The organism is Streptomyces sp. NPDC087420 (assembly GCF_044744165.1).
Lineage (GTDB): Bacteria > Actinomycetota > Actinomycetes > Streptomycetales > Streptomycetaceae > Streptomyces.
On the sequence record NZ_JBIUXU010000020.1, the window covers coordinates 93572 to 105196 of the forward strand.

Consider the following 11625-nt stretch of genomic DNA (forward strand, 5'->3'; position numbering starts at 1 on the left):
AGCAACCCCGATCGCACGCAGGGAGTTGAGGAACACGATGAACAGTCAGTGGTTCAGGCGGTTCGCGGAGGCGGGGCCCGGCGCGGTGCGGCTGATCTGTTTCCCGCACGCCGGCGGTTCCGCCAGTGTGTACGTTCCCCTGGCGCGCCGGCTGTCGGCCCGCGCCGGCGGCCCCGGTGCCGGCGAGGGTCCCGGCGGGCCGGGCGTCGACGTGCTGGCCGTGCAGTACCCCGGGCGCCAGGACCGCAGGAACGAGACGGGGCCGGCGGGCATCGTCGAGCTGGCCGGGCGGATCGCCGGGGAGCTGGGCGCGGCGCCGGGCGGCCCGTACGCCTTCTTCGGCCACAGCATGGGCGCGCTGCTCGCCTACGAGACCGCCCGTGCCCTGGCGGCCGCGGGCGCGCCGCTCCCGGTGCGGCTGTTCCTCTCGGCGCGCGGGGCGCCCGCCCCCCGTCCGGACCGGCACGACGTGCTGGCCGGCGACCGGGAGATCCTGGCGGCCGTCCGCTCCCTGGGCGGGACCGGTGCCGCCGTGCTCGACGATCCCGAGCTGGTGGAGATGGCGCTGCCCGCGCTGCGTGCCGACTACCGGGCGCTGGCCTCCTACCGGTGGAGCGGTGGTGCGCCGCTGGAGATCGCGGTGAGCGTGCTGGCCGGGCGCGAGGATCCGGTCGTCGCGGTCGAAGCGGCGGCGCGGTGGCGGGAGTTCACCCGGGCGGGGTATGAGCTGGAGGTCTTCCCCGGCGGTCACTTCTTTCTGGACCAGAACCTCGACGCCGTGGCCGGGCTGGTGCTGCGCGGGGTCCGGGACGCGGTCACGCAAGGGGGCAGGTAGCGCGAGCCCCAGTCACCGACGGTCGGTTGGTCAAGTCATGGGGAGAAAACGTGGAATTCAAGATTCTGGGTCCGCTGGAAGTCCAGTCCCGGGACCGTACGCTGGTCCTGGGCGGCTTCAAGCAGCGTGCGGTTTTGGGGAAGTTACTCTTACGGGCCAATCACGTGGTCGCCACCAGCGAGCTGCTGGACGCCCTGTGGTCGCAGGAGAGCCGTCCCGTAACGGCCAGGAAGATCATACAGAACGCGGTGTCCGGGCTGCGGGCGGCGCTGTCGCGGCCGCACGCGCTGCTGGAGGTGCCGGGGGCCCCGGCCCCGGAACTGCTCACCCGGTCCCCGGGCTACATGCTCCAGGTCGCCCCCGACACCCTTGACGTCTCCCGCTTCGACCGGCGGGTGGGCGAGGGCCGCAAACTCCTCGATGCGGGCGAACCGGCCCTGGCGGCGGAGCTGTTGCGCGAGGCGCTGGACGAGTGGCGCGGCCCTGTCCTGTCGGACCTGGTGGAACAGGGCCTGGACTGGCCGGAGGTGGCGCGGCTGCGGCAGTTGCGGCTCGACGCGATGGAGTACCGCTTCGAGGCGGAGCTGGCCTGCGGGCGGCACCACGCCGTGCTGGGCGAGCTGGTCTCGCTGGCGGAGTCGGAGCCGCTGCGCGAGCGGCTGTGCGGGCAGTTGATCCTCGCGCTGTACCGCTGCGGGCGGCAGGCCGAGGCGTTGAGTGTGTTCAGCCGGGTGCGGCTCGAACTGGTCCAGAAGTACGGCCTGGAACCCTCCCGTGACCTCCAGACCCTCCAGCAGCACATCCTGCACCACCACCCCTCGCTGACGGCGCCCGCCGAGGAGCCGGCGGAGGTGGCGCAGGTGACACGGATGAGGGAGGCGCCACTGGGGGATGTGCCGGTGCCCGCGCCGGCCGGGCCGGGCCCGGACCCTTTGGGGGCGGATCCCTCCGGGGCGGCGCCGGACGCGTCCGGGGCGGCGGCGCGGCCGGCCGGGGCGCCCGTCGCGGTGATCGGTCCCAGGGACCCCGGCCGGCCGGTGGAGGAGGACACCCCGGCCGTGCGGGCGCCCGGCGGCGGCGCGCCGGCGAGCAGGCGCCAGGAGGTGTCCGTCCTCCTGATCCAGACCGGCACCCCGGCGGACCACCCGCTGGACGCGGAGCAGCTCAATGCCGCGCTGCACCGGGCGGTGACCCTGGTGGCGCAGTGCATCGAGGAGCACGGCGGGACCGTCGTGGGGTCGGTGGGGCATCTCTCGGCGGCGCTGTTCGGACTGCGGGGGGACCCTTCGACGGCGTCGCTGGACGCGGTGCGCACGGCGCTGGCCGTACGGGAGAGGTTCGGGGACGTGAGGGACCTGGCGGTCCGTTCGGTGGTCACCACCGGCGGGGTGCTGGTCCGTGACGCGCCCGGCGCGCCGGGCGGCGGGGTCTCCGTGGTGGGGGCGCTGCTGGACACGGCGCAGCGCCTGCTGTCCGACGTGCCGCCGGGCAAGGTGTACGTGAGCCGGAAGGCGGCGGTGGGCACGGACAGCCAGGTGCGCTATGTGCGGGTGCGGGGGAAGGCGGGCATGGCCTTCGACGTGCGGGAGGCCTGCGCGATCTATCCGCAGGGGCGCGGGGCGGACACGGGCGGGATCGCGGGCGGTGGCCCGGGCGGGGTCCCGGGGGGTGTGGTGTTCCCGAGGGAGCATGAACTGGACATCCTGAACAGCCTGTTGGCGCATTCCCGCCATCACCGTGTGCCGTGTCTGCTGACGGTCCTGGGCGAGCCGGGGTCGGGCAAGTCCCGGCTGCTGGCGGAGTTCGAGCACCGGATCACGCGGAGTCCGGGCGGGGTGCTGGTGCTGCGGCCCTCGGCGCCGGTGAGCGGTGCGGGCACGCTGGCCGGTGCCCTGCTGGACGCGTGGCGGGAGTTCTCGTCGATTCCCCCCGGCACCTCGCAGGGCGAGCTGCTCATGCGTCTGGTGCACGGGACGGCCGGCAGCGGACCGGTGGCGGACCGGCTGCTGCGGGACCTGGTCGTACCGGACCGTCCGCTGCCGCCCTCCGTGCACCCCCGCCCTGTGATGAACGGCTGGGCGGAGCTGCTGTCCCTGCGGGCGCGGCAGCAGCCGCTGGTGCTGTGCCTGGACGATCTGCATCTCGCCTCGGACGCGGTGCTGGACTGGGTGGAGGAGCTGGCCACCACGGCCGACAACTGCCCCTTGCTGATCGTGGCGTGCGCGCGGCCCGAGCTGCTCGGCAAGCGCCCGTTCTGGGGGGTGGGGCAGCGCAGCACCAGCACGCTCAGCCTCACCCGGCTCTCCGAGCCCGGCGGGCTGCCGCTCCAGGCGGTCTCCGGCGGCGACACCTAGGACTGATTCTTTTTCCGCCGCCGCGGCCGGGGCCCGTGCGGGCGCGGTGGGGGGTGAGCGGCCGGGCGTGGCAACCGGCCGGTCACGGCCCTTCCACGGCCGGCGCGCAGACCGGCAGGTGGTCGTGCGGTGTACGGGACTTGGTTGGCTGCTCGTATGGACAACAGCCGTACGCAGCGCGAGCACCCCGGCTCCGGGTCCTCGTCGCGGGCCGCCCAGGAGCCCTTCGAGCACGAGGCGACACTCGCCGTCTTCGTCGGCAGGGAGTTCACCGCGGCCCTCACGGAGGGGCTGCGCCGGGCGAGGGCCACGTCCCGGACAACGGTGTCCGGTGACGGTGCTCCCGCGGTCCGCCGTCCCGCCCCGGCCCCTGAGGGAGCGCCGGGCGGATCCCTGCTGGCGGAGTACTCCGGGGCGATCCTGCGCCGTTTCGAGCGGAACCTGCTGGGCGTTCCCGTGCCGGGCGTCCTGGCGCACCGCGGGACACGGGTCTCGGTGGCGCGGTGGGCGGGGCAGGTGCTGGCCGCCGCGGGCCGCACGCCGTGCCCGGGAGGCGGGGACGTGCCGGCCTTCCCCCGGGGCGCGGCCCCCCAGCACGCGGTCGCGATATCCCTGTTGATCGAGTCGGCGGCGCACACGCTGCCGCCCCACGCGCCGCGGTGCCTGGAGGTGATCCGGGCACTGGCCCGCGCCGGCGGCCTGACCGGCGCGGGCAGCGCCGCGGCGCCCCGGGCGGCGCGGGTGGTCCGGGCGGCGCGGGTGGTCCGGGCCGGTCCCTCTCTCTCGGATCTGGCCGGCTGAGCCCGCGCCGTCCGGTGCGGGGGTACCCCCGTGCCTTTCGCCACGGGGGCGTGTCGCACGGCGGAGGGAGGCCCGGGCACGGAACCGTACTCGGGCCTCCCGGCAACACGGTGCGGGGCGGGCGGCGCGGTGCAGGGTCCGGAAGGGACACGCCCCGGGGGTGTCCGCGAAGTGGGCCCGTCCGCCCTGCGGGGCGGGGCTCGCGGTGTCTGGTGCGTGTGATCTCACGGGCGGAGGACCGGGCGTGTACGGGAGGTACTCGCCCGGTCCTCCGGCGCCGCGAGCGCGCGGGCCGGGCGCCGCTTCGCGGACAGGCCCTAGGCGACCACTGCTGCCCGGCCCGATATGAGCAGGCATTCGAGGAGCTGGTCGAGGGCGTCGTCGGCGACCGGGCCGAGGCTGATGGTCATCGCCTGCGCGCGGCCGGCGGCCCAGCCGGGGCGGCGCGCGAGGAGCCTGGCGTCCGCGCCGACGACGTTCAGCAGCGGCAGGTCGGCGCGCGGGTCGGCCAGTTCCTCGACCAGTTCGAGCAGCGGTTCGTCGGCGCGCTCGAGATCGTCCCAGATCACCACGAGGGGGTGCTTGGCCGCGGCCAGGGCGAGGAAGTCCCGCCAGGCGCCCAGGACCGCGCGCCGTACCGGGCCACGCGCGTAGATCAGCGGGCCCAGCGCGGCCAGCAGGGCGGCGCGGGTCTCCTGGTCGTCGGTGAGCCCGGCCAGGGCCGTGTCGAGCTTGGCCGAGGCGGAGCCGGGGGTGTCCCCGGGGCCCGTCCCGGCGTAGGAGGCGAGCATCTGGGCCGGGGCGGACATGCCGCCGCGCGAGGGGGCGACGGTGCCGGTCAGTACCCGTACGGGCTCGGCGGTGCCGGTCTGCACCAGGCGCTGGAACTCCAGCAGCAGCCGGGCCTTGCGGCCGGGCGGGCCCAGGACGGTCACCAGGTGCGGGGTGGAGCGGTGCCGGGTCCTGAGCAGGACGGCCCGCATCAGGTCGAGTTCGCACTCGCGGTCGCCGGCCGAGGTCCCGCACTGGTTGGTGAAGCCGTCCCCCACGGCCATCAGCTTCCAGGGGACCATGCCGGTGCCGCCGCCGCGGTAGGTGATGCGGCCCTCGGTCAGCCGGCGGGTGGCCTCGCAGACATGGACCTCACCCGCGGGGACCGTGCCCAGTGCCGTGCGGCAGTCGTCGACGAGATGGCCGCCGATCCACGGCGGGGTCACACCGGCGCCGGGCCAGCGGCAGACGACGACCTGCCCGGTGGAGACCGCGCCGTGCGCGGACAGCGCCTCCCCCGTGGAGTGCAGGGTGTCCGCGGCGATGGCCAGGCAGTCGCGGACGGCCGCGGCGGCCCGTACCGCGCGCACCGCGCCCGCGCTCACCGGGGTGTCGGTGGCGGTGTCCTCGAAGAGCCCGAGCAGGACGGAGCCCAGCGCCGAGGCGACGATGCCGCCCTCCGCCTCGATCTTCTCGCGGGCGAGCTGGGTCACCGCGTCGAGGACCCGGTCGACGTCCTCCGGCGGCAGGGTGCCGAACTCGGGTCCGAGCCCGAAGCGCAGCAGGAGCACACTGGCCTGCCGGTATTCGCCCGGCAGGGCGATGCGCGCCGCCGTGGGCACGGCCGCGCGCGGTGAGGGGGGCAGGATGTCCTGCCGCGCGGGCGGTGCGGGCGGTGCGGGCAGTGCGGGTGATCCGGGCCGGGGTGGCCGTACCGTCTGCCCGGGCGGGGGGAGTTGGGCGGTGCGGGGCAGGTCCAGCGCCGGGTCCTGGGTCAGGACGGCCCGCTGGAGCTGCTGGAGTTCGGGGCCCGGCTCCAGGCCGAGGCCCTCGACCAGGGCCTCGCGGACCCTCCCGTACACGGCGAGGGCGTCGGCCTGCCGGCCGCAGCGGTAGAAGGCGAGCATGAGCTGGCGCGAGGCGCGCTCGCGCAGGGGCTCGGCCTCGACCAGTGCCTTGAGTTCGTGGAGCACGCTCTGGTGGCCGCCGCAGGCCAGCTCCGCCTCGAAGCAGTCCTCCATGACGTCGAGGCGTTTCTTCTGGATCGAGGTGACCTCGGCCCAGTAGGTGCCCTCCTCGGCGAGGTCGGCGAGGACCGAGCCGCGCCAGAGCGCGAGTGCCTCCGTCAGCAGGTCGCGTGCGGCGGCCGGGCGGCCGGCGGCCAGGGCCGCCCGGCCCTCGGCGACCCGCTGCTGGAAGACCAGGAGATCGACCTGCTCGGGCCGTACCCGCAGCATGTACCCGGGGTACCAGGTCAGCAGTTCGGGGGCCGGCTCCCCGGGGGACAGCTGGGCGAGGACTCCGCGCAGCCGCCAGATCGCGTTCTGGAGGATCTTCCGCGCGGTCATGGGCGCGTCGTCGGCCGGCCAGAGCGCCGCGAGTAACCGGCTGGTGGAGACCACCTGGTTGGCGTGGAGGAGGAGGTAGGCGAGAGCGGATCGCTGCCTTATACCGCCGAGTTCCACCAAGCCGTCATCATCATTGACTTCCAACGCACCCAGGACACGAAATCGCATGAACTCCCCCGTTCAATGGCCACCGGCCATGGCAATTGCCATGGCCTCGCGTGGTTCCGGTTTGCCGCCGGAATCCCGGTTTTGATTTGCCAAGCGGGCGCGGCCCCTGATGATCTTCCAGTTCTCTATGCTGAAGGATCCTCACAGGAGTCGCGCCCGTGCCCGCATCATCGCTGACCATCCCCTGCCTTGACCAGGTCTTTAATCTGAATGCCACGCCCGGGGGGGGGTGGGCCGGTGGGCTCAGGGCGCGGTCAGCGCTTCGCCCGCCCCCGCCCGCAGCAGCTCGCACACGTCGCGCAGCCCGGTGTCGAGCTGGGCGATCTCGGCGTCGGTCAGGTCGATGGAGGGCTCGAAGCGCAGGGTGTTGAGCGCGCTCGCGGTGGGGAACGTACGCACCCGGTGGCGGCGCAGGAGGTGCCCGGCCAGGACGTAGCCGAAGAACCCGCCGCCCGCGATCTCCCGGACCACCGGTGAGGAGGAGCCGGACTGGTCCAGGAATTCGAGGCCCTGCATCAGGCCCCGGCCCCGGACGTCGGCGACGACGTCGGGGAAGTCCGCCCGTACGCCGTCCAGTGCGGCGCGCAGCGCGGCTCCCCGCTCCTGGGCGGCGCGGTAGGCCCGTCCGCCGTCGGCCTCCAGCAGTTCGAGGACCTTGAGGGCGATGTGGCAGGAGAAGCTGTCCTTGGCGAAGGTCGAGCTGTGGACGATCTCGAATTCCTTCCGGTAGTACTTCTCGCGCACCAGCATCACGGATGTCTTGGCGATACCGCCGCCCAGTGTTTTGGCGAGGGTGAAATAGTCGCCGCGCAGTCCGAGGGGGGCACTGGCGAGGAGTGTCCCGGTCCTGCCCATTCCGCTCTGGATCTCGTCGACGACGACGGGGCAGTCGATCGATTCGCAGAACTGCTGGATCTCCTCGGCGAATTCGCGGGAGAGCACCCGGATTCCGCCCTCGCCCTGGATGGGTTCCACCAGGAAGGCGCAGAAGACCGGGAACTCCCGTTCGGTGAGGGTGAGCTGGCCGTCGACGACCTGCGCGCCGAGGAGGACGCCGCGTTCCCTGGCGTGCACCTGCTTGAGGATGTCGGGCCGGTCCTGGGGGACGAAGCGGGCCTGGGCGGCGAGCGACTTGAAGGGGGCGCGGTATCCCTCGTTGTGCGTGAGCTGCACGCTGGCGGCGAGCTTGCCGTGGAATCCGCCTTCCAGTGCCAGGAACAGCGGTGGCCTGGCGGTCTGTTCGGCGTTGCGCCGGGTGAGTTCGGCCTCCAGCAGGGCGAAGGCCTCGCGGGGGCCGGCCGGGGCGGTCAGGCCCAGGCGTTCCAGGGTGTGCGGGGCGAGGGTGGCGGTGCCGTCGCCGACCGCGGTGCGCGCGGCCTCGTGGTGTGCGCGGATCTCCTCCAGGAGTGCGGCGGTGCGCATCCCCCGGTCCAGTTCGGCGTGTTTGACCGCCGCCTCGACCGCTTCCGCACCGCTGTTGGCGAATACCGCGAAGTACGGTTCCGCGGTGCCCAGTTCCCGGTGGATGATCCGGTTCAGCTCGGCGGCCAGGGCGTTGGCGTAGGGGTGGCTGGAGAACTGGGCGTGCACGGGGGTGTCGCCGTCGAGCAGTTCCCGCGCCCTTTGGACGATCTCGGGGCGGTTGTGCCCGAGCAGGACGGATCCGTAGCCGCCCGCGAAGTCGACGACGGGGATCTCGCCGCCGTCGCCGTCCCGTTGGTAGAGGGTGTTGCCTTTCGCGCGGACGTATTCGACGGCCAGGCCGGCACCGGCGAGCACTTCGCGGAGAAAAGGTTCGGCCAGTTCTCTGGACGGGGTTGCGGTGTTGGTGTGATCCATGCACCACAGGGTGCTCGCGTCCGGTCAACCAGCGGTCACCGCGGGGTCATCCGCGATGTGCAGGGGCAGGTGGCGCGGCGGTTACCCGGGGGTGGGAGATGCCGGGGCCGGCGCGGGTACGTTGAAAGCCACCGGCCGGCGGGACCCAGGGACAACCACGCGATACCCACGGATGGCACGTGATGTGCGCTGCTCAAAATACCTCGGAGAGGGTGGCATGAATTCCGCGTCCACTGAACTCGATCCCGCGGCCCTGCGTTCGGGGCCACAGCCGGTGGAACCCGTCCGGCTCAGGGAAGTGATGTCCCGCTTCGCGACCGGTGTCACGGTGATCACCGTGGGGGGCGAGCATGTGCACGCCATGACGGCGAACGCGTTCAGTTCGGTCTCCCTCGATCCGCCGTCGGTGCTGTGCAGTGTGAGCCACGGCGCGGTGATGCACGGCGCGCTGACCTCCGCGGGCCGCTTCGCCGTCAACATACTCGGCGTACGGCAGGAGCCCCTGGCGCGGCATTTCGCCGACAAGCACCGCACGCTGGGGGCGGCCCAGTTCGAGGGGGTGGCGTGGGAGGCCGGGAAACACACCGGGGCGGCCCTGCTGGGCGGTTCGGTGGCCTGGCTGGAGTGCGAGCTGAGCGACTCGCACGTCTTCGGCGACCACACCATCTTCATCGGGACGGTCCTGGCGGCCGGCCGGGGCAGCGGCGAGGACGGGCTGCTCTTCGTCGACGGCCGCTTCGGCAAGGCGGACCCGGCCCCGGGCCACTAGCCACCAGCCACTGAGCCGGGGCTGTTGGCCCGGGGCTGTTGGCTCCGGGGCTGTTGGCTCCGGGGCCGCCGTGTGTGCCGAACCGGTGCGGTGGGCGGCCCGCCCGGGTGTGGGGCGGGGGCGGCCGTTGGGGGGCGGCGGCGTGTGCGGGTGCGGGGCCTTGCGGGCCCGGTGGGCGCAGAGCGGTCCGCACACCGGCCCGCGGGGCCCCGGCCCGTTCGGGGGCCCCGCCGCCCCCGCGTACGCGGAAGGCCCGGGGCGGTGAGCGCGGCCCGGGCCTTCCGCGTGGGTGCGGGGCCGCGCCCGCGGGCGGCGGCCCCGCGGCGGGATCAGAGGAAGTACGTACCGGGCTCCAGGCCCAGCAGGACCCGGCCCTGCACCTCCAGGTTGGCGTTGAGCTGGACCAGGGCGTGCAGCGAGAAGCCCTGGATGTCGCGGTGGAAGCGCTGGAGGTCCACCTCGCGGCGGATGACCGAGCCGCCGCTGGCCGCGAAGAGCAGTTCCACGGCCTCCTTGGCGAGCTGCGCCGCGTAGGCGGTCCTGCCGCGGATGACGGCCTTCTCCTCGTCCGAGGGCTGGACGCCCGCGTCGGCCGCGTCCTGCAGGACCCGGTGCCAGGAGTGGGAGAGTGCCGCGGCCGCCTCGATCTTGCTGGAGGCGAGGGCCACCTGCTGCTGGGTGAGCGGGTGGTGGCTCTGCTCGGTCCACTGGGTGTAGGTGATGCCGCGTCCTGGCAGCCGCTCCAGGAACAGTTCGAACGCGCCGCGCGCCATCCCGACGAAGGTCGCCGAGACACTGGACATGATGTAGCCCAGCAGGCCGTAATTGCGGCCGGTGGCACCGGTGTTGGAGCGGTTGCCGGTGGCCGAGACCATGGCCTCCTCCAGCGGTACGACCCGGTGCGCGGGCACGAAGACGCCGGTGGCGGTGGTCGTGGAACTGCCGGTGGCGGCGCCGGCGGAGACGTGCCAGTCGTCGGCGAAGGCCAGCTCGGAGGTGGGCACCAGCGCGACCAGTTCCTGGGCCGTCCCGTCGGGCTGCTCCACCACCGCGGCCAGCAGGTCCCAGTCCGCGCCGCGGCAGCCGGAGTTGAAGCGCCAGGTGCCGTCGAGGCGGTAGCCGCCCTCGACCGGTTCGAGAGTGCCGGTGGGGGCGAAGACGATGGAGACCCTGCCGCTGCCTTCAAAGACCTCCTTCTGCGCCTGGTCGGGGTAGAGGGTCGCGCACCAGGCGCTGGTGAGCCACACCATCGTCAGCCAGCCGGTGGAGGGGCACCCCCGGGACACCTCGGCGATGACCTCGGCCTGCTGCGCCACGTCGAAGTCGAGACCGCCGTGCTCACGCGGCACGGCCGTGCGGAACACCCCCGCCCTCTCCAGCAGTTCGATGTTCTCCTGCGGTATCCACCGCTGCTCCTCCGCGGCGGCCCCGTTGCGGCGAAGGGCGGGCACGGCGTCGCGTACCGCGTCCAGTACAGAGGTCAGTTCTTCCTGCGTGGCCACTTTTCTCTCCTCGAAGTGCCGTGGAGTACACGGGCAATACACGGGATGTGCCGTCATTGACGCCAGAACCCCCCTGGTCCCAGGGGGGTTCGCGGTCGTGCCCCTCGCTCGCGCCCGCACGCCCAGGGCGTGTCCGCGAGCGGACACGCCCTAGGAGGCGACCAGGCCCGTCGCGGCCACGGGACGGTCGATGGACATCAGCCAGCGGCCGTCCTCCCCGCGCCGCAGGACGTCGGTGCATATGCCCCGCAGCTGTACGGGCCGCCCGTCCGCCTCGGTGGTGTCGATCTCGTAGTTGACACCGATCAGCGCGACGTCCCCGGCGACATACGCGTGGGTCACCGTGGCGCGCAGGTCGGGCTTGGTGCCGAGGAACTCCTTGAAGAACGCCAGCCGCGCCTCGCCGGTGAGGGGCTCACCGGAGAAGTTCGAGATCGAGTCCTCCCGGTAGAGGCTGTTGAACAGCGCTCCGTCACCGGAGTTGAACGCCTGGATGAAGATCTCGTTCTGGGTGTCGGTGTCGGCGGTGAGGTCGGGGTTCGCCGGGTCGAAGTCGACTTCGAAGGTGTACGCCATGATTCGGTCGGTCCTTTCCGTGGGGTGGGGAGGAGGGGAGCGGTGCGGTCGGTCCCGGGTCAGTCCTGGCCGTACGGGTCGTCGATGGCGTAACGCCACACCTTGTCCTCGCCCAGCCGCAGGACGTCGACGCCCGTGCCCGTGAGCCGCTCGGGCTTCCCCTCGGCGTCGACCGTGTCGATCGTCCAGTCGACGATCAGCAGGGCCGTGTCGCCGGTCACGAACGTCTGCCGGGGCACGGCGGTCATCGTGGGCCGGCTCTTGAGGAATTCCCTCTGGTATTCCCGGCGCGCGTCGCCCGTCAGCGGCTTGCCCGGCTCCCAGATGGCGACGGACTCCGCCGTGTAGAAGCTGTCCATGGTTTCGAAGTCGCCCGCGTTGAAAGCCTCAACATAATGACTTGTGTGCTTTTCCACGTCGTCGGTGAGCTGTGACATGACGA

General features: G+C 73.0%; 9 protein-coding genes. 4 read left to right on the top strand and 5 right to left on the bottom strand.

Annotation, left to right across the window (positions count from 1 at the left end; translation table 11 throughout):
- Window positions 1–37: 37 nt before the first annotated feature.
- From ACIO1C_RS33490 to ACIO1C_RS33500, 3 genes are all read left to right on the top strand, one after another.
- Window positions 38–835 carry a thioesterase II family protein gene (locus tag ACIO1C_RS33490; protein ID WP_401870927.1) on the top strand — a complete coding sequence of 266 codons (798 nt, stop codon included), beginning with the start codon at window positions 38–40 and terminating at the stop codon, window positions 833–835.
- 50 nt (window positions 836–885) lie between these two features.
- Entirely contained in the window at window positions 886–3189 is a 2304-nt protein-coding gene (locus ACIO1C_RS33495; protein WP_401870929.1) for a BTAD domain-containing putative transcriptional regulator, read from the top strand.
- Between the two features lie 156 nt (window positions 3190–3345).
- On the top strand, window positions 3346–3990 hold the full coding sequence (locus ACIO1C_RS33500; protein WP_401870932.1) for a hypothetical protein: 645 nt from the start codon (window positions 3346–3348) through the stop codon (window positions 3988–3990).
- Window positions 3991–4307: 317 nt separating this feature from the next.
- Here ACIO1C_RS33500 and ACIO1C_RS33505 read toward each other — a convergent pair whose 3' ends face one another.
- Together ACIO1C_RS33505 and ACIO1C_RS33510 are read right to left on the bottom strand one after the other, a co-directional pair.
- Window positions 4308–6446, bottom strand: coding sequence for a BTAD domain-containing putative transcriptional regulator (locus ACIO1C_RS33505; RefSeq protein WP_401870959.1), 2139 nt, complete (start codon window positions 6444–6446; stop codon window positions 4308–4310).
- Window positions 6447–6740: 294 nt separating this feature from the next.
- Complete coding sequence (locus ACIO1C_RS33510) at window positions 6741–8336, bottom strand: aspartate aminotransferase family protein (protein ID WP_401870935.1); 1596 nt, start codon at window positions 8334–8336, stop codon at window positions 6741–6743.
- A 217-nt stretch (window positions 8337–8553) separates the two neighbouring features.
- Here ACIO1C_RS33510 and ACIO1C_RS33515 point away from each other — a divergent pair, with 217 nt between their 5' ends.
- On the top strand, window positions 8554–9105 hold the full coding sequence (locus ACIO1C_RS33515; protein WP_401870938.1) for a flavin reductase family protein: 552 nt from the start codon (window positions 8554–8556) through the stop codon (window positions 9103–9105).
- Between the two features lie 329 nt (window positions 9106–9434).
- Here ACIO1C_RS33515 and ACIO1C_RS33520 read toward each other — a convergent pair whose 3' ends face one another.
- From ACIO1C_RS33520 to ACIO1C_RS33530, 3 genes are all read right to left on the bottom strand, one after another.
- The gene (locus ACIO1C_RS33520) at window positions 9435–10607 is read right to left on the bottom strand and encodes an acyl-CoA dehydrogenase family protein (protein ID WP_401870941.1); all 1173 of its coding nucleotides are present in this window, start codon (window positions 10605–10607) and stop codon (window positions 9435–9437) included.
- A 150-nt stretch (window positions 10608–10757) separates the two neighbouring features.
- Window positions 10758–11183: a YybH family protein gene (locus ACIO1C_RS33525; protein ID WP_401870943.1), complete on the bottom strand. Its 426-nt coding sequence runs from the start codon at window positions 11181–11183 to the stop codon at window positions 10758–10760.
- Window positions 11184–11242: 59 nt separating this feature from the next.
- Window positions 11243–11620, bottom strand: coding sequence for a YybH family protein (locus ACIO1C_RS33530; protein ID WP_401870946.1), 378 nt, complete (start codon window positions 11618–11620; stop codon window positions 11243–11245).
- Between the last annotated feature and the right edge of the window lie 5 nt (window positions 11621–11625).